The sequence below is a fragment of the Bacillus sp. DNRA2 genome, assembly GCF_012843265.1.
In the GTDB taxonomy this organism is placed as follows: domain Bacteria; phylum Bacillota; class Bacilli; order Bacillales; family Cytobacillaceae; genus Bacillus_BU.
The window spans coordinates 158,210-177,940 of the sequence record NZ_JABAIT010000003.1 but is presented as its reverse complement, the minus strand read 5'-3'; the positions used below and the strand labels follow the sequence as shown (position 1 = coordinate 177,940).

Sequence of the window (19,731 nt, the reverse complement as noted above, 5' to 3'; positions counted from 1 at the left end):
TTTGCAATTTTATTTGCCAAAATCCTGATTTACTTGCCAAAATCGAGATTTATTTGCCAAAATCCCGATTTATTTGCCAAAACCAAAAACGATGTTTAAGTCCAAATCCCGTGCATACATTAAAAAAGAAAAACTAGGAAGTAGGACCTTCCTAGTCTTTGGTTACTTTTCCTTTTTCTCTTTAAGGAAATCAGGATTGATATCCTTGAACTCATCATCCAAATCCATTCCCCAATCATCATCTTTGCTGACACATTTGCCTGGATTGACGGCTACACAAACCTTTGTTTCACCAATCACTTCAACCAGGAACTCTCTTTCAACATGGACAATGATTTTATTGCCACTTTGGGAAATGACCGCTTCGCAGCAATTTGGCTGCTGCAGAACGCGAGCAATAACCTCTTGATCATCAAAACTGCCAGGATCACGGTTCTTAAGCTTTACAACATCCTCGTAGCTGACACGCTCAGTAACAACTTCCGTCTTTGTATTATCACAATAAGAGTACCAAACGTTAATGTCATAAGTCCCCTTGATTTCTACAGTTTTACCGACCTTTTTCGCCTCGTATTTATGGTTAATGATCCAACAGCCGAGAATGCTGGACGGATCGTGATCAGGGCATATCGTGTGTTTAGACTGTGTATATTTACGACCCTTCGCCACAACCGCTTTTGTAATAATCTCTCTGTATTCTCCCATTGCGAGCGAACCTCCTCATTCATTTTCAATTCATCCTATGCGAGATATTAGACTAGTGTGCGACAATTTTAACCCTTGCGGTAAAAGTTTAGGCATAGTTCATAGTATGAATTTTACGATGAGTGGTTCCGAAAAATCGGCTGTCCCAAAAAGATTCCTACAAAAATTTAAAAGTAAAAATAGGCGCTACTTTTTCAGAGGACCATCTCCAAATATAGCTCCAATCCACGCTATTGGTGCTACTTTTTCAGGGGACTTCCTCCAAATATCGCTTCAATACACGCTATTGGTGCTACTTTTGCGAGGGACCTCCTCCAAATATAGCTCCAATCCACGCTATTGGCGCTACTTTTGCGAGAGACCTCCTCCAAACATAGCCACACTCCTAAATAACGCTTCAAAACATAAGCTTATTTTCCAAATAAAAAAGAGGATTGGAATATTTTCATCCCAATCCCCTGCTAATGATTAATGATCGTGGTGGCAGTGCTCGTTCTCGACAGCAGCACCTGTTTTGCCTTGGAGAACATCCCCACCTGTAGAAGTGATGATTTCGTCTGTTACTGTGTTTGAGATCGTTGAAGCGATAATTTGAAGTAAATCATTCACATCAATTTGTGATTGCTTAAATTCTTGTACGATTGGAAGTTCATCTAGCTCCGCTTCCAATTTAGCGATTTTTTCTTCTACATTTTGCAATGCATTTTCCTTGCCGTAATGTTGAAGATTGACAGCTTGTTTTTGCAAGCCTTTAATCGTTTTAATCGTTTGCGCAACTTTTTCATTTGCATGAATTTTTGCTTCCGCTTTTTTGAAAAATTCTACCTCTTCTGTTTCAGCAATCATTTGTGCAATCTCAGCTGCACGTTGAATGATATCATCTTTTGTATATTTCGCCATTCCCCTACACCTCTACTTGTTCTAATTCTTCTACGATTTCTCCGTTTAATGACCATGTTTTGCAATCAGTAATCTTGACCTTCACAATTTTTCCAATTACCGTTTTTGGACCGATGAAGTTAACTAGTTTGCTTTTGCGAGTATAACCAGCTAATACGTCTGGATTATTCTTGCTTTCCCCTTCAACTAGCACTTCAACAATTTGTCCTTGATATTTTTTGAGCGCCTCAGCAGAAAGTTCATTCACAAGGTTGTTGAGACGTTGTAACCGTTCTTTTTTCACTTTCAATGGCACATTGTCGACCATTTTTGCAGCAGGTGTCCCTTCACGAGGTGAGTAAATAAACGTGTATGCTGCCTCATAGCCAACTTCGCGGTAAAGTGATAATGTTTCTTCAAATTGCTCATCGGTTTCGTTTGGATAACCGACAATAATATCAGTGGTTAATGCGACGTCAGGAATCGCATTTTTGATTTTACGAACAAGCTCTAAATATTGCTCACGGTCGTATTTACGCGCCATAATCTTTAATACATCAGTAGAACCTGATTGCACTGGCAGGTGAATATGCTCCATGAGATTGCCCTTTTTCGCCAATACTTCGATTAAATGATCATCGAAATCGCGAGGGTGACTTGTTGTAAAACGAATGCGCGGAATCCCAATATGGCGGATTTCTTCCATTAGGTCACCCAAACCGTATTTCATATCGGAAAAATCTTTCCCATATGCGTTTACATTTTGACCCAGGAGGGTAATTTCTTGATAACCCTGAGCGGCCAAGTTACGCACTTCTTGGATAATATCATCAGGACGACGACTTCTTTCCTTACCACGCGTAAATGGCACTATACAATACGTACAAAACTTATCACAGCCGTACATAATGTTAACCCAACCTTTAATATTGCCACGACGCACTTTCGGAAGGTTTTCAATGACATCGCCTTCCTTGGACCACACTTCCACGACCATTTCCTTCGACATATACGCCTCTTGAAGGATATGCGGCAAACGGTGAATGTTGTGAGTTCCAAAAATCATGTCCACATGTTGATGTTTTGAAAGAATCTTGTTTACTACAGATTCTTCCTGTGACATACAGCCGCAAACACCAAGCAGTAAGTCTGGCTTTTCCAATTTTAACGGCTTTAAGTGGCCGATTTCACCAAACACTTTATTCTCGGCATTTTCACGGATTGCACAGGTGTTTAACAGAATCACATTCGCATCTTCAACTGAATCAGTCGGCTCATAGCCAAGGCTTAGGAAAATCCCGGCCATAACTTCCGTATCATGCTCATTCATTTGACAGCCATAAGTGCGAATATAGAACTTTTTACCATCGCCCATACCGCGGAATTCTTCAGGGATTTCGAAGTCCTTATGGTACTTGACTTCTTCCTTCCCGCGCGATTTCGCTTCTTTTAAGGACGGTTGCGCGTACACAGTCTGAAAGTATTGGCTGTAATCCTTTGCGGATTTTTTGTCCGAAGAATTAGCCGCCTCCACTTGTTGACCTTCTAAACGTTGCTTTTCATTCATTGAACTGTCTTGCTCCTTCCATTTTACAATAAAGTGAACCTTTGGGCATGCTCGTTTGTCTAGCTTATTTTTTTAAAATAAAAAATCACTTACTAGCCATTAATTCCATAAGTGACAAAACCCATACACATTATAATAGTATATAGGCAAAAATGCCCGAAAACAATAAAAATCCTTTCCGTTGCGGGGGATTGCAAGGAAAGATTGTTTATCACCAGTTTCTATCCAGATACACGCATTTCTGGGTTTTAGCGACAATTTCAGGATCAATTGGAAGCCCGTCTGATGGTTTATCCGACGTTTCGGGCGGTTTATCCGACGATTTCGCCCGTTTATCCGATGAATATTGGAGTTTATCCGACGTTTGGGCCCGTTTATCCGACGAATTAGGCGGTTTATCCGATTTTCGACGAATTACGACACACACACACCACTTTGTCACCCCTACCCCAAATAAAAACGGCAGCGACTCAGCGCTGCCGTTCTTCCACCTATTCCGTAACAGGTTTCTTCAAAAATCCGATTAATAGTGCACTAACGAGTGTTCCAGCGAAAATCGCCACTAGATACATTAACCAGTTGCCATCTACTAATGGAACTACGAACATACCACCGTGTGGAGCTCGAATACCAATATGGAACATCATCGATAATGCACCTGTTACAGCAGCCCCGGCCATAACCGATGGAATCACACGAATCGGGTCAGCGGCAGCAAATGGAATCGCGCCTTCAGTAATAAACGATAAGCCCATAATATAATTGGCTTTACCTGCATCTTTTTCTTGTTTAGTGAATTTATTCTTAAATAATGTTGTCGCGACGGCAATCGCTAGCGGCGGCACCATTCCTGCAGCCATAATCGCAGCCATCGGCTCATAAACGCCATTTGCTAAAAGTCCAGTTCCAAACACGTAAGCAGCTTTATTAACCGGGCCACCCATATCAAACGCCATCATTAAGCCAAGAATCATACCAAGTACCACAGCATTTCCAGTTCCGATACCGGATAACCAATCGGTAATCGCACTATTGAGCAAACCTACAGGCTTATTGATTGCGAAAACCATAATAAAGCCAGTCAAAGCAATACCTAACAACGGATATAACAGGATGGTTTTAATCCCTTCAAGCGATGCTGGTAAACCTTGTAAAGCTTTCTTTAAACCGACAACGAGATAACCAGCTAAGAAACCGGCGATCATTCCACCTAAGAAGCCAGCACCACCTGCTGATGCTAAAATTCCGCCGACCATACCTGGTGCAAAGCCGGGACGATCAGCAATACTCATCGCGATAAATCCAGCTAATACTGGTACGATGAACCCAAATGCGCCACTTCCACCACCAATTGTCATCAGCGCTTCAGCGATTACATTATAAGTAGGGTCCTCAGGGTCAAATGCCTTATAACCAAACATGAACGATATCGCGATTAGAATTCCGCCACCGACTACGAAAGGAAGCATATTAGAAACACCATTCATTAAATGCTTATAAATAGTTGCTCCAACACCTTTACCTTTTTGCTGACCTGTTGTTCTTTCGGTAGCATCACCTGCTGCGCCCTGATATACAGGGGCATCTTGGTTTACAGCACGAGTAATTAATTCCTGAGGTTTGCGAATTCCATCAGCCACTGCGGTTTCGATTACGCGCTTTCCTTTGAAGCGAGCCATCTCCACCTTTGTATCAGCAGCGACGATGACGGCTGTTGCTCTTTCGATTTCATCAGGAGTTAGCACATTCTTTGCTCCGCCTGAACCATTTGTTTCCACTTTAATATCAATTCCTAATTCACTAGCTTTAGCGCGGAGGGAATCTGCCGCCATATACGTATGGGCAATTCCAGTTGGGCAGGCCGTTACAGCAACGATGAATTGGCTTTTATTGGTCATGCTTTGTTCTTCTTGCTCATCTTCACGGTCATAACTATCAATAATCGCAACAACCTCTTTTGCAGTTGCCGCATTGCGAAGTTTTTCCCGAGCATCCTCATTCATTAAAATGGAAGAAAGTCGAGATAACGCCTCTAGGTGTGTATTATTTGCACCTTCAGGGGCTGCAATCATGAAAAACAAGTGGGCTGGCCTGCCGTCAAGTGATTGATAATCAACACCTTGCTCAGATTTACCAAAGGCAATCGCTGCTTGTTTTACCGCAGTTGTCTTCGCATGTGGGATGGCAATTCCTTCACCGATTCCAGTTGTACTTTGCTCTTCGCGAGCGATAATCGCTTTTTTATACTCTTTTTTATCTGACAGTTTGCCTGCACGATCTAACACGTCGACAAGTGCATCAATGGCATTCATTTTGCTATTTCCGGAGATTGATAAAGTAATGGTCTCTTCTGTTAACATTTGTGTGATTTTCATCGGGCTCTCTCCTCATATTGTTGTATCTTCACAAATTCTTGTAGTTGCTCCACTTCTTCAGGACTGCACAGGCCGATTGAAAAGGCCGTTGCGCTTCCTGATGCCACGCTATATTGAAAAGCCAACTTAACATCGTTTGTTTCTGCATACTTTGCTAAAAACCCAGCAACCATTGAATCCCCTGCCCCAACTGAACTTTTAACCTCACCACTTGGAACATTAGCAATCAATGAAATTTCTTTATTGATAAAAACAGCACCATCACCTGCCAGGGAGACAATGACATTTTGTGCACCTTGTTCAATGAGTTTTCTTCCATATGCGATCGCTTGTTCACAGGTTGTAATTTGCGTTTCAAAAATTTCACCAAGCTCGTGATGATTGGGCTTGATTAAAAAAGGGTGATAAGCGAGAACCTTCGTTAATAACTCACCTTCAGCATCGACGATAAAGTTCGTCCCATTTTCCGCACAAAGCTGTACCAATTCTTCGTAAGTTGACGCTGGAAGTGTTGCTGGGATGCTGCCAGCCAACACAAGCATGTCCTGTGCTGTTAACTGCTTGATTTTATCCTTAAGCGTCTGAAAATCAGCGGCAGATATTTGTGGGCCTTTTGCGTTAATTTCCGTTTCGGTTTCGGATTTTAGCTTTATGTTAATTCTTGTGTCTTCCCTTACTTTGACAAAATCTGGAACGATTTCTTCTTGGAGAAGATAATCTTCGATGTATTGACCGGTAAAGCCCCCGATGAATCCGAGCGGTTTACTGTCGACACCCATTCTTTTCAGAACCCGCGAGACATTGATTCCTTTTCCGCCTGGAAACTTGTCCTCATGATTAGAACGATTTAGCTTTCCTAGCTGAGGGTTATCTAATTGAACAATATAGTCTACTGAAGGGTTTAACGTTACGGTAAAAATCATGCTGTCACAACCTTAATCGTAGTTTTACTTTGATAAATTTCTTTTGTGTCTGGATCCAGTTCATTGGTAATAATCGTTGCCTTGTGGAGGTCAGCGATTTTCGCAAAAGCGATTTCTGAGAATTTCGAGTCATCGGCAAGCACAAATGTCTCACGCGATAATTCGAGCGCTTTTTGCTTTACCATCGCTTCTTCTTGGTCAGGAGTGGTGAATCCGTATTGGGAATGGATTCCATTCACACCAAGGAAGCATTTGTCGAAGCGATATTGATCAAGACTTAAGAGCGCTCCACGTCCTATGACTGCTCCAGTTTTCTTTTTTGTATGTCCGCCAATTAGAAAAAGGTCAATTTCCTTTTCCATCAGCGGTGCAACATGCATTAAACCATTTGTTACTACGACAATTCCATTTGGTAAAAATGGAATCATCTCTACTATCGTCGAACCAGCATCAAGATAAATGCAATCTCCTTCTTCCACTAGGTTTGCAGCAAATTGAGCGATTGATTTTTTTGTTTGAAGGTTTTTGGTTGATTTTTCAGTCATGCTCATTTCCTGCAGTTTCCCTTGCAATCTTTGCGCACCACCGTGAATCCTTTTTAAATGCTTTTCTTCTTCTAATTGCGTTAAATCGCGACGAATTGTTGATTCTGAACTGTTTGTTAGTTCAACTAACTCGTTAATTTTGACGGTATGTTTTTCTTTTAAAATTGTTAAAATTAGTTGGTGACGTTCTGGAGTTAACATTTTCTCACCTCTTTGTAGATATCTTACTGTAACCGATTGCAAAAATCAATCATTTTCTATCATTAACATTCAAAAACTATCATCATTTTTGACAGATTATGAACGATTCTAGCATTTCCCTCTTTTAAAAAAACATACAAAAAAGCCCCGCCAGGCGAACCTGACAGGGCTTTACGTTCAATTCTTATACGAATTCTTCAACTAGTTTGTCGAAGTAATTTTGATCTAATGTAAGATCTGCTTTTGTTAATGGAGTTTCAGAATAACCTTGAATTAAATCTTGGTAAGATTTTCTTGCAGTGTTCTGATAGATAAGACCAGTTACTAAACCGTCTTTTTCCATTAATGTTTGCATAGCCATTTCGCGACTTGATGGATCATAACCTTCGATATCGCTAAGTTTTACTAAGTGCTCTTTAAACCAATCATATGTGTTTACTTTGTTATAAGTTACACACGGACTGAACACGTTAATTAATGAGAAGCCTTCATGCTTGATTCCAGCTTCAATTAATGCAGTTAGTTCTTTAAGATCAGTTGAGAAACTTTGCGCAACAAAAGTCGCGCCAGTAGTTAATGCTAACTCCATTGTTGAAAGTGGTTGTTCAACAGAACCGGCTGGAGTTGATTTAGTTTTGAAACCTGCATCAGAGCGAGGTGAAGTTTGACCTTTTGTTAAACCATAAATATGGTTGTCCATTACGATATAAGTAATGTTGATGTTACGGCGAATCGCATGAACAGTATGACCTGTACCAATTGCGAATCCATCTCCGTCTCCACCAGCAGCAAGAACGGTTAAATCGCGATTTGCCATTTTTACACCTTGAGCGATTGGCAATGCACGTCCATGAATGCTGTGGAAGCCATATGAGTTAATGTAACCGGAGATACGTCCAGAACAGCCGATACCTGAAATTACAGCTAGATTTTCTGGTTCTAAACCTACATTTGCTGCCGCACGTTGCATTGCAGCTTGTACTGAGAAATCTCCACATCCAGGACACCAGTTTGGTTTCACATCATTTCGAAAGTCTTTAAATGTGGCCATTTAGAACAACTCCTTGCATTTTGAATAAACTTCATGCGGCAAGAACGGATTTCCGTCATATTTTAGAATCTTCACTAATTTATGTGCACTAGCAACATTCATTTTCATAATGTTTGCTAATTGGCCTGTCGCATTATTTTCAATTACTGCAACTTTCTTTGCAGATTCGATTAATGGTTGAATGTCATCTGATGGGAATGGGTAGATTAAACGAACATGAGCATGGTTCACTTTTAATCCATCTTTCTCCAAACGTTCGATTGCTTCTTCAATCGCACCTCTTGTAGAATTGAAACCTACGATTAACAAGTCTGCTTCTTCATGAGGAGCATTTTTGTATACAGGTGTGTCGAATTTAAGGTTTTCGATTTTTCTAAAACGTTTATCCATTTGAGCAATACGGTTTGCTGCAGATTCAGAAGGCTTTCCTGTTTCAGCATGCTCAACACCAGTTACATGGTGGATACCATATTTTTGGCCAGGAATTGAACGAGGAGAAACACCATCTTCAGTCACTTCATAACGCTTAAAGTAGCCGTTGATTTCTGGAAGTTCTTCTTGAACTAGCTTACCACGACGAATTTCAACTTTATCTAAAGAAAGTGGCTCAACTGTTTGCTTTCCTAGTGATAATTGCAAGTCTGATAGAACGATAACCGGACATTGATATTCTTCAGCCAAGTTAAAGGCCTCAGCAGTATCATAGAAAGCTTCTTCTACAGTACTTGGTGCCATTACGATTTTTGGAATTTCACCGTGAGTACCATAGATCATTGCCATAAGGTCAGATTGTTCTTGTTTAGTAGGAAGACCAGTTGATGGACCTCCACGTTGTGTATCAACAATTACGATTGGAGTTTCAGTCATACCTGCTAAACCGATAGCTTCCATTTTAAGAGAAAGTCCAGGGCCTGAAGATGCTGTTAGGGCACGAGCACCACCGTAGTTAGCACCGATTGCCATTGTTGCAGCAGCAATTTCATCTTCTGTTTGGATAACTGCTCCACCTAATGCTGGTAATTTCTTAATTAAGTATTCCATGATTTCTGATGCAGGAGTAATTGGATACGCTGCCATAAAGCGACAACCACCAGCCAAAGCACCCATTGCGATAGCATCGTTACCAATCATGAATAAGCGTTTTTGACCATCTGCTTTTTCAAGATGCATAGTTTCGATACTGCCACCAAGCTTTTCTTTCATATATTCAAAACCAGAACGAATTGCTTCCATGTTTTTGTCTACAACTTGTTGACCTTTTTTACCGAAGATTTCGTTTACAACTTCTTCAAACACGTGAATATCAAGGTCTAATACTGCACTAGTTGCACCGATTGCAACCATGTTCTTCATTAAAGATGTACCAAGTTCAGTAGCAATTTCCGTGAATGGAACCGCATACAATGAAGCCTTTGTGTCTTCCGGTTGTTGTGGATTAAATTTAGTGTCTGCCATAATAACTCCGTTGTCGTGGAGTTCTTTATAGTTTAGATCTATCGTTTCTTGGTCAAAAGCCACCAAAATATCAAGATCATCTGAGATGGAACGAACTTCTTTCGTACTTACGCGGATTTTATTATTTGTATGACCGCCTTTAATACGAGATGAAAAGTGACGATAACCGTACAAATAATAACCCATGCGATTTAAGGCTATTGAGAAGATTTCCCCTGTACTTTCAATGCCTTCCCCTTGCTGTCCGCCAACTTTCCATGAAAGCTGATTAATCATTTCTTACACCCCTTTGGATACGTTAAGAAAATATGTAGAATTATTACAATTCTAAGTGTAGCACCTTCCTAGAAAATTCACTAGAAATTACCCTTATATAGTTAAAACTTCTTAAAAAATATTAAAGTGTGGTACTAAACGATTACAATTCTAGACCTTACCGTTAAAAAATGCAACCCTAAAAGGCGAAATTTTGACGAAAATGTGAATATTTTTTTATTTGTGGGAAAATACTAAATATGGCGCGGGTGAAGTGAATGCTCATTCATATTTTTTAGGTGCCAAAAACCCCTATAAATAAGGGTTTTTTCCTAATTCACAGTTAAATCTTAGGATTGCAAGAGTGAAAAGTTAGGTTCATCCAGTGTATTTTAGAATAGTTTTTTTCTGCTTTAAACAGATTTTTTATGCTTTTATCATAAAATTTCCCAAAAAAAGAACCTGTTAGCGCACTTGCGACAAACAGGTTTTTTGTATATACTTCTGTTTTTTCGTCATTTTTTTAATAAATTGTGATACATTACCACTTGACAAAACTTCCTTTTAATCTCCAAAAATACTTTTATCTCGGTTCAACAATAAGCTTTATCGCTGTTCGTTCCTCGTTGTCAATTTTAATATCAGTAAATGCCGGGATACAAATTAAATCGACTCCACTTGGCGCAACAAAACCTCTTGCAATCGCAACTGCCTTAACGGCTTGATTCAATGCACCTGCGCCGATAGCTTGAATTTCTGCAGCGCCTCTTTCTCGTAGAACACCAGCAAGCGCACCAGCTACAGAATTAGGATTAGATTTTGCTGAAACTTTTAATATCTCCATTCCTGGCTCCCCCTCGTTCATTCCCGATCCCGCATGTTCAGTTACATGAACAAATCAGGTGTAACTCATTCCATTGTTACTATATTCGCTCATTCTAATAGTTATTCCGGCTTGGACGAAAAAAAGCCTCAGACATAATGTCAGAGACTCATTTCTTTTGATTTTGTTAAGAGAAAAACGGGTGATCGTCATTAATCAAGATTCTCTCAATTTTCTTCGCTTTTCCGGTTTTTTTATCAATATCTATCATGACTGCGCTAAGCAGTGTTCGCCCTTCCTTAGGAACCTCAAATCGGCTTGGCAGGCTTGTTAAGAACCTTTTTAAGACGGCATCCTTCTCGACCCCTAAAATGCCATCATATGGACCTGTCATGCCCACATCACTGATGTAAGCAGTACCTCCTGGCAAGATTCGGTCATCTGCCGTTTGCACGTGTGTATGGGTGCCTACAACGGCTGAAATGCGGCCATCCAAATACCAACCGATTGCCTGCTTTTCACTCGTCGCCTCTGCATGAAAATCAACAAAGATAATGGGCGTTCTTTTCCGAGCCTCTTCAACAAGCTCGTCTGCTTTTTTAAAAGGGCAATCAATTGCGGGCATAAAGGTCCGCCCCTGTAAATTGATAATGGCGACTTCGTCTTGATTAATTTTTAAATAAGTGATCCCCTTACCTGGTACTTCTTCAGGAAAGTTTGCCGGACGAACTAGGTATTTTGCTTTATCGATAAATTCAAAGATCTCTCGATTATCCCAAGTGTGATTCCCGAGCGTTACAGCTTGGGCACCGACCTCTAAGAAACTACGGTATATGGCTTCGGTGATTCCCCTACCGCCTGCAGCGTTTTCACCATTAATGATCGTAATGGTTGGGCGATATTTTTCTTTTAATTTTGGAACATATTCTTTGACCATGTCCCGACCAGGAGAACCAACAACATCTCCTACAAACAAAATTCTCATGGCTAATTCCTTTCTATGTTACGGTATTTTCCTGTGTTTCATTGTAGCACATATTAAATCAATAGCGGTAGCACGCCTGAAAAGCTGGAGTTGGGTATGTTGGGTTTGGCCAATTCGGCTTGACGGGGTTCGCAAGGTCAAGGCGCATACATATAGCTTTGATGACTTGGTTTAGGCTGTTGCCGCTAAATTAGGTACCTAATAACCCTTATTGATGACTTCCTTTTTTGCGATGGACGAAACTTACATACTCAATAAAAAAAAGCGGCGCAGATGCACCGCTTTATTTTGCATATTCTACAGCTCTTGTTTCCCGAATAACCGTCACTTTTATATGACCCGGGTAATCAAGCTCTTCTTCAATTCTCTTTCGGATATCTCGCGCAAGTCGATGTGCTTCCAAGTCGTCAATTTGTTCCGGTTTAGCAATAATCCGGATCTCACGACCAGCTTGAATTGCAAATGACTTTTCAACGCCATCAAACGACTCTGAAATCTCTTCAAGTTTTTCAAGTCGACGAATATAGTTTTCAAGAGTTTCACTGCGGGCACCTGGTCTAGCAGCTGACAATGCATCTGCTGCAGCAACAAGAACCGCAATGGTTGAAGTTGGTTCAGTATCTCCATGGTGGGAAGCAATACTGTTAATAACAACTGGGTGCTCCTTGTACTTCGTAGCAAGCTCTACCCCTATTTCAACGTGGCTTCCTTCCACTTCATGGTCGATTGCTTTACCAATATCGTGTAATAATCCGGCACGGCGTGCTAATGTTTCATCTTCGCCTAACTCAGCAGCTAATAAGCCAGATAACTGAGCGACTTCGATTGAATGTTTTAACACGTTTTGGCCATAACTTGTCCGAAACTTAAGTCGTCCAAGAATTTTAATTAGATCCGGATGGAGCCCATGAACGCCTACTTCAAAAGTAGTATGTTCACCAATTTCGCGGATATGCTCATCTACCTCACGGCGAGCTTTATCCACCATTTCTTCAATACGTGCAGGATGGATACGTCCGTCTTGAACAAGCTTGTCAAGAGCTAAGCGGGCCGTTTCTCTTCGAATTGGATCAAAACCAGATAAAATAACCGCTTCTGGCGTATCATCAATAATCAAGTCGATACCTGTTAAGGTTTCAAGAGTACGGATATTTCGTCCTTCGCGTCCAATGATTCGGCCTTTCATTTCATCATTTGGAAGGTTTACTACAGATACAGTTGTCTCTGCAACATGGTCAGCCGCACAACGTTGAATCGCCAGTGACAAAATTTCTTTTGCCTTCTTATCAGATTCTTCTTTAATGCGATTTTCGCTTTCCTTTATCATTACAGCAGTATCATGTGCTAATTCCTGTTCCATACGATCTAAAATGATATTTTTAGCCTCTTCACGCGATAAGCTCGAGATTCGTTCTAATTCAGCTTGTTGCAATCGTACCATCTCGTCCACTTTGCTTTCCATCTCTTCAATATGCTGTTGTCTTTGGTTAAGAGTATCCTCTTTCTTCTCTAATTGGGCTTCACGCTTGTCTAACGATTCGTCCTTTCGATCTAGATTCTCCTCTTTTTGCAGCAACCGGTTTTCTTGTTTTTGCAGTTCATTTCTTCGTTCTCGAACCTCACGTTCAGCTTCTGTGCGAAGCTTGTGAATTTCATCCTTTGCTTCTAACAGTGCTTCCTTTTTTAACGCTTCAGCTTCGCGCTTTGCATCTTCTAAAATCTGCTCTGCAGCATTAGTTGCACCAGCAATCTTTGCTTCAGCAATGGACTTACGAATAAAATAGCCAACAACCGCACCGACGAATAGGCCAAGCAAAATGGAGATGATCGTAATAGGTTCCATCGTTTCACCTCCTCTTGCTATGATCTTGTAATGCATTTCTTAACTTGTCGGCATGTACACTGGTTTCTCACGTCAATATACAGCACGAGGGCTTTTAAGCTTTCACATACTCATAAAAATGTAAAATATACATATTTAATTGTAAAGCTGTGGATTTTTATTGTCAAGCGTGTTGTCCCTTATGATTACTATGTTTACCATATTGTGGATTTTATATTGCCGGTTTTTAGAATTTTTTTGTATTTTTACGGAAATCTTTCTTTTATTTGCTTTGTTTGAATAGTTGAAGTATAAAGTATTTTCAATCTCAACAATGAATATTTTTACAAAATTAGTAAACTTCTCATAAAAAAAGAAACAGCAAAATGGTAAGACCAACTTTGCTGCTTCCATTTTTAGATTAGTCTAGTAAATTTAACTCTTCTTGGTCATCTGGTTCCTCAGTAACAACCTTTTCACCATCAAGATTGTAATGGTCACGGATTTTTTGAAGAATTTCCTTGCGAATTTCTTTATTTTCCTTTAAATAAAGCTTCGCATTTTCACGTCCTTGGCCAACACGCTCATCATTGTATGAATACCAAGAACCGCTTTTTTGGACAATATCAAGATCTGAACCCATATCGACGATTTCGCCTTCAATGGAAATTCCTTCTCCGTACATAATATCAACTTCAGCCACACGGAATGGTGGTGCTACTTTATTTTTAACGACTTTGATTTTTGTCTTGTTACCGACGATATCGTTACCTTGCTTTAATTGTTCAGCACGACGGACTTCAAGTCGAACCGTTGAGTAGAATTTAAGGGCACGTCCCCCTGGGGTTGTCTCGGGGTTCCCGAACATAATTCCAACCTTTTCACGAATCTGGTTAATAAAGATAGCGATAGTTTTTGATTTATTGATTGCACCTGAAAGTTTACGAAGTGCTTGTGACATTAAGCGGGCCTGTAAACCAACGTGTGCATCACCCATTTCGCCTTCGATTTCCGCTTTTGGAACAAGTGCTGCTACAGAGTCGATTACTAGAATATCCACAGCTCCACTACGCACAAGTGCTTCAGCGATTTCAAGTGCTTGTTCACCAGTATCTGGTTGAGAAAGTAGTAATTCGTCAATGTTTACCCCCAAGTTTTGGGCATAAACTGGGTCAAGGGCATGCTCAGCATCGATAAATGCCGCTTGCCCACCAGCAGCTTGAACTTCAGCGATTGCATGAAGGGCTACGGTTGTTTTACCAGAGCTCTCTGGACCATATATTTCAATAATTCTTCCGCGAGGGTACCCACCTACTCCAAGTGCTACGTCGAGAGCAAGTGATCCACTTGAGATAGTGGAAATCTTACGGTCGGTTTGCTCTCCAAGTTTCATGATAGAGCCTTTACCAAATTGTTTTTCTATTTGCTTTAGAGCCATTTCTAAGGCAGCTTGACGATCATTATTAGCCAAAATATTTCCTCCTTTATTCATAAACAAGGAAGAAAAAGCTGCTTATACAGTACGTTTATTTGATTGCTATCACTATGTAAAATTTAGTGTTCGCATTGTATTGCTTTCACTTCGTTTTTCATGTGATGACTTATTCAGAACGTACTTTTCACCTCTTTTCCTTCCTTGTCTCATCTCAAAACCTATTTATAATATAACTGCTTTTTTTCGGTTTGTCCACAAAAACATCGAACATCTATTCGGTTTTTTCGTAGCCAATTTTTACACAAAAAACATATTTTCGCCTAGGCAAACTCGTAGTTTCGGGGGTAAAAATGTGCCAAAAATGCAATTTTACCTAAAATACGAATAATTCGTGACAAACGAAACCCATCAAATTTCAAATAAAAACCGTAACTAGGATTGTTGGAGCCATCTTTTCTGGATAAACGCTCAAAACATAGTTCCAATCACCCACATTGGCGCTATCTTTTTTACATGAACACCACAAATATAGCTCCAATACCCCTCATTGGTGCTAACTTTTCCAGATGTACTCCCCAAACATAGCTCCAATACCCCTCATTGGCGCTAACTTTTCCAGATGTACTCCCCAAACATAGCTCCAATCACCTCCATTGGTGCTATCTTTTCAGATGTACGCTCCAAACATAGCTCCAATCACCAAACCCACCTTAACAACCAACAAAAAACAGAGCACCTAACCGGCACTCTGCGTATCTGCTAAACTTTGTAATAATAGGTAAAAACCAAATTTCACGGTACGATTGCGAATGGAATCTCTGTTTCCACTTAAGCGAAGCTGCTTCACGATCGTTGGCCTACCCTCGTGATGAAGTCCGATAAAGACTGTTCCGACAGGTTTGCCTTCCTGCTCATCCGGACCAGCGACACCGGTAAAACTGATACCGATTTTTGCATTTAAAAGTTCGGCAACATTACGGGCAAGCTCGGCAGCACAAGCTTCACTGACCACACCATCTCTTCTGATTATTTCCTCGGAAAGATTAAGGATGTTGCGCTTTACTTCATTTGTATAACAAACTACGCCACCTTTTAAAACCTTGCTTGCTCCGGAAACGGTTGTGATTTGCTGCTGAAACATGCCCCCAGTTAACGATTCAGCTGCTGCAATGGTTAGCCCTTGTTGCTTCAACAGCTTCATCGCTTCTTCTAACAGAGAAGACTCATCGTAGCCATACAAAAACTGTCCGACTCTTAAGCGAATCTGAGCTTCTGTCAAATCAAGCAATCTCTCAGCCTCAGAAAATGAGGAATGCTTAGCCGTTAAACGCAAAGTAACTTCACCATCACCTGCAAGTGGGGCAATCGTAGGATTGGTTTGTTGTTCAATCAAATCTTCAATTTCAGTTTCCAAGGCCGCCTCCCCAATTCCGAAAAAGCGAAGTACCCTTGACACAATCTTTTCACGGTCCGTTAATTTCGAAGCTAAATAGTCATATCCATAATGAGCCATCATCGGCTGCATTTCACTCGGTGGTCCTGGTAACAAGATGTAGATTCGCTTATCCATCACAATTGCCATTCCCGGTGCCATGCCATGATCATTTGGCAACACATGAGACCCTTCAATAACCATCGCTTGTTTACGATTGTTTTCCGTCATGTGACGGTTAGTCTTTTCAAAATAGCTTTCTATTGATTTTAATGACTCAGAATCATAGACTAAGTTTTTGCCTAAGTGTGCAGCAATTGTTTCTTTTGTTAAATCATCTTTCGTTGGGCCTAAACCGCCTGTGAAGATGATGAGATTTGAACGTAATTCAGCAATTGCAAGAGCTGATTTTAATCGGCTTGAATTATCGCCGACGACAGTATGATAGTAAACATTTATTCCTAAATCGGCAAGCTCCTTTGAAATAAACTGTGCATTCGTATTGGCGATTTGACCAAGCAAAAGCTCAGTTCCTACTGCAATGATTTCCGCATTCATAGCCTGCCTCCTTAATATAGATGTTATTTTGAATTGACAAGTACGTCACGATTTTTATAAAAATAATCCCAACCTGACCAAATCGTAAAGATGAGCGCCACCCAAAGGGCAATCAAATCAAAGCGAAGGTTTATGAGTTCAAAAATCGTATTATGTAAAAGTAATGCTGAAATTGCAACAATTTGCGCCCAAGTTTTGATTTTTCCAAGCATGTTCGCAGCTACAACTTCCCCTGTTCCTGCAAGAATCAAACGTAATCCAGTTACGGCAAATTCGCGGCTGATAATCACGATAACAATCCATGATGGAGCATAGCCAAGCTCTACCAATACAATCAATGCTGCAGATACCAATAGCTTGTCAGCAAGCGGATCTAGAAATTTCCCCATGTTTGTAACTAAGTTATGTTTTCTGGCAAGATGTCCATCAATCCAGTCAGTAGTCGATGCAATGATGAATATAAGGGCTCCGACAAAATGGGTAACAGGCATATCTGCACCAATAAAGCTCATTTCACCCCAAGAAAAATCCACTAGCATAATGACTAGAAATAGTGGGATCAACATGATTCGTGACACTGTAATCTTATTAGGTAAATTCATTTTTTTCCCTCCAAATAATAAAAGCGGAAGTGGCTTGCCCAGGGGCGACTGGCGCAAGACGAGCCGGCGAGAAGGTCGTTCTTTGACCTTCTTGGCGGGTTGGCTTGTGACCCCGAGCCCCTAGCCACTGGAGCTAGATAAATAAAAGCGGAAGCAGCTTGCTCATGTCCGCACACATGCGAAAATAGTCATCAAATGATGACTATTGCGTTGGTGGAACATAGCGAATGGTGATGTCTTGGCGAACTTCCTCAGTAACAGGGACAGCATATTCAAGCTTTTGTCCATTCACAAAAATTTCGGTATCTGAGGAACGGCCAACAACAACAACCGCTTCGGTTTCCTTTGAAAAATCGACAGTCTGACTCTCTGTTGCACCCTTCTTTAACATTCCCTGGAAGAAGGAAGTGCCCTTACCATTTAAAATGTTAATCCAGGTTTCACCTGTTGTCGTAACCGTTAATTCAAACTTGTCTGCATTTTTTAGCTCGTAGGCTGTTTCATTGCCTTGTGCAGAAACGACTGCTAAAGCTTGTGTAGCTTTTTCTTCTTGCTTCTTTTCATCATTTTTTTGTTCGTCAGCTTTTGAGTCATCTTTCGATTTATCTTCAGCTTTTTTATCCTCGGCATTCTTTTTGTCACTAGTTGCAGAGGTTTCTTCTGTTTTCTTTAAGTCTTCCGACTCTTCGATCTTCACTTCTTGACTGCCTTTTGCAGCTTCTTTCTTTTCATCATCACCAGCATTCTTTTGTGCAAATAAATAAATGACTGCCACGACACCAACGACTAAAACACCAAGTAGAATTTTAGGTAGCAGATCGAGCACCTTTGAGCTCCCTGCTGGAAGCGTTTTTTTCGTTTGAACACGTGATATATTTTCATTTATTTGTTCATCATATACTGGAGGAATATCTGCTTTGTAGCTTTCAAATAACTCCTCGTGATCGATTCCAACCGCTTCAGCGTATTGTTTAATAAAAGCGCGCACATAAAATTTGCCGGGCATCATCGAATAATTACCTTCTTCGATTCCCTGCAAATAACGCTTTTGAATTTTTGTTAGCGTTTGGAGATCATCTAAGCTCAGTCCCTTTTCTTCACGGGCCTGCTTCAGTCTACTACCTAGTTCATTCACAGAAAAACACCACCATATTAAAAATCAAAACCGACAATATCAGAACTTGTGAGATTAGAATCAACTAAATCATAGGTTATCTCTTCGCTCGGATCATTTCTCAGTTCAATTATGTAGTCAAAATCATCCATTGTATACTCACTGTTTTGAATAAAAATATCTGGATGCTCGATAACCTTTACAGTCGGCATCCGCATAATTTCACGAATGAGCTGCCAATGACGTTCATTCGCCCGACGTGTCGATACAATTCCATCAATTATGTAGACATTATTCTCGCTATATTCATCCTCAATCAATTGATTACGAATGGTTTGTTTAAGTAGAGTGGATGAAACAAACAGCCAACGTTTACTCGCACAAACACTCGATGCAACAATTGACTCAGTTTTTCCAACGCGTGGCATTCCGCGGATTCCAATTAACTTATGACCTTCTTGTTTCATTAATTCAGCCATAAAATCAACTAAAACACCAAGATCAGCACGGATAAACCTAAATGTCTTTCTATCATCTGCATCTCTTTGAATATATCGACCATGACGGACAGCTAAACGGTCCATAAGTTTTGGTTCACGAAGTTTAATTACTTTTATTGTGTCCATTGTATTCAAAATTGACTCTAATCGTTTTATTCTTTCGTTATCTTCTGCCTTAATTAGGAGGCCGCGACGCCCAGAATCAATTCCATTTATCGTGACAATATTTATTTTTAACATACCTAATAAGGAGGAAATATCACCTAATAGACCAGGACGGTTTTTTTGAATTTCATATTCTAAATACCATTCTTTCTTTTCCATTACTCAACCTCCAAATCAGTCAATAGATTTTTTCCTCATAATTTCATCTAGGTACTATAATATATGATTTTTAATGAAGATGAAAGGGAAAACCCATTTGCTTTAAATATTTCCCGATTAAACAATTAAACCAATTTTTATCCATTAAAAAAAGAGAGGAAACCCTCTCTTTTTTGTGCA

The 19,731-nt window shown here is 40.3% G+C and carries 16 protein-coding genes; all 16 read right to left on the bottom strand.

The genetic code is table 11. The annotated features are described in order from the left end of the window. Positions 1–162 precede the first annotated feature (162 nt). The 16 genes from HHO41_RS04600 to HHO41_RS04525 all read right to left on the bottom strand — a co-directional run bounded on the left by HHO41_RS04600 (position 163) and on the right by HHO41_RS04525 (position 19,551). Positions 163–705 carry an outer spore coat protein CotE gene (locus tag HHO41_RS04600; RefSeq protein ID WP_169095950.1) on the bottom strand — a complete coding sequence of 181 codons (543 nt, stop codon included), beginning with the start codon at positions 703–705 and terminating at the stop codon, positions 163–165. Positions 706–1,173: 468 nt separating this feature from the next. Then, a complete protein-coding gene (locus HHO41_RS04595; protein WP_169095948.1) occupies positions 1,174–1,605 on the bottom strand; it encodes a YlbF/YmcA family competence regulator in 432 nt (143 codons plus the stop codon). Positions 1,606–1,609: 4 nt separating this feature from the next. Then, on the bottom strand, positions 1,610–3,151 hold the full coding sequence (gene miaB / locus HHO41_RS04590; protein WP_169095946.1) for a tRNA (N6-isopentenyl adenosine(37)-C2)-methylthiotransferase MiaB: 1,542 nt from the start codon (positions 3,149–3,151) through the stop codon (positions 1,610–1,612). Between the two features lie 491 nt (positions 3,152–3,642). After that, positions 3,643–5,526, bottom strand: coding sequence for a PTS fructose transporter subunit IIABC (locus HHO41_RS04585; RefSeq protein ID WP_169095944.1), 1,884 nt, complete (start codon positions 5,524–5,526; stop codon positions 3,643–3,645). Further along, positions 5,523–6,449 carry a 1-phosphofructokinase gene (gene pfkB / locus HHO41_RS04580; protein WP_169095942.1) on the bottom strand — a complete coding sequence of 309 codons (927 nt, stop codon included), beginning with the start codon at positions 6,447–6,449 and terminating at the stop codon, positions 5,523–5,525. Before pfkB ends, HHO41_RS04585 begins: the two co-directional genes overlap by 4 nt. Next, positions 6,446–7,195, bottom strand: a complete 750-nt coding sequence (locus HHO41_RS04575; RefSeq protein ID WP_169095940.1) for a DeoR/GlpR family DNA-binding transcription regulator — start codon at positions 7,193–7,195, stop codon at positions 6,446–6,448. Before HHO41_RS04575 ends, pfkB begins: the two co-directional genes overlap by 4 nt. A 184-nt stretch (positions 7,196–7,379) precedes the next feature. Then, positions 7,380–8,246, bottom strand: coding sequence for a 2-oxoacid:ferredoxin oxidoreductase subunit beta (locus HHO41_RS04570; protein ID WP_169095938.1), 867 nt, complete (start codon positions 8,244–8,246; stop codon positions 7,380–7,382). After that, positions 8,247–9,977 (bottom strand): 2-oxoacid:acceptor oxidoreductase subunit alpha, encoded by a 1,731-nt coding sequence (locus tag HHO41_RS04565; RefSeq protein ID WP_169095936.1) that lies wholly within the window; start codon positions 9,975–9,977, stop codon positions 8,247–8,249. It lies immediately after the preceding gene. A gap of 562 nt (positions 9,978–10,539) precedes the next feature. Continuing rightward, a complete protein-coding gene (gene spoVS / locus HHO41_RS04560; protein WP_147532215.1) occupies positions 10,540–10,800 on the bottom strand; it encodes a stage V sporulation protein SpoVS in 261 nt (86 codons plus the stop codon). A 166-nt stretch (positions 10,801–10,966) separates the two neighbouring features. Further along, positions 10,967–11,764, bottom strand: coding sequence for a TIGR00282 family metallophosphoesterase (locus HHO41_RS04555; protein WP_169095934.1), 798 nt, complete (start codon positions 11,762–11,764; stop codon positions 10,967–10,969). 283 nt (positions 11,765–12,047) lie between these two features. Further along, positions 12,048–13,607 carry a ribonuclease Y gene (rny, locus tag HHO41_RS04550; RefSeq protein ID WP_169095932.1) on the bottom strand — a complete coding sequence of 520 codons (1,560 nt, stop codon included), beginning with the start codon at positions 13,605–13,607 and terminating at the stop codon, positions 12,048–12,050. A 400-nt stretch (positions 13,608–14,007) separates the two neighbouring features. Continuing rightward, entirely contained in the window at positions 14,008–15,057 is a 1,050-nt protein-coding gene (gene recA, locus HHO41_RS04545; protein WP_282434260.1) for a recombinase RecA, read from the bottom strand. A 700-nt stretch (positions 15,058–15,757) separates the two neighbouring features. Beyond that, positions 15,758–17,011: a competence/damage-inducible protein A gene (locus HHO41_RS04540; protein WP_169095930.1), complete on the bottom strand. Its 1,254-nt coding sequence runs from the start codon at positions 17,009–17,011 to the stop codon at positions 15,758–15,760. Between the two features lie 23 nt (positions 17,012–17,034). After that, complete coding sequence (gene pgsA / locus HHO41_RS04535; RefSeq protein WP_169095928.1) at positions 17,035–17,613, bottom strand: CDP-diacylglycerol--glycerol-3-phosphate 3-phosphatidyltransferase; 579 nt, start codon at positions 17,611–17,613, stop codon at positions 17,035–17,037. A gap of 202 nt (positions 17,614–17,815) precedes the next feature. Then, positions 17,816–18,748, bottom strand: coding sequence for a RodZ domain-containing protein (locus HHO41_RS04530; protein WP_169095926.1), 933 nt, complete (start codon positions 18,746–18,748; stop codon positions 17,816–17,818). 17 nt (positions 18,749–18,765) lie between these two features. Further along, positions 18,766–19,551 carry a YmfK family protein gene (locus HHO41_RS04525; protein ID WP_169095924.1) on the bottom strand — a complete coding sequence of 262 codons (786 nt, stop codon included), beginning with the start codon at positions 19,549–19,551 and terminating at the stop codon, positions 18,766–18,768. Positions 19,552–19,731 lie beyond the last annotated feature (180 nt).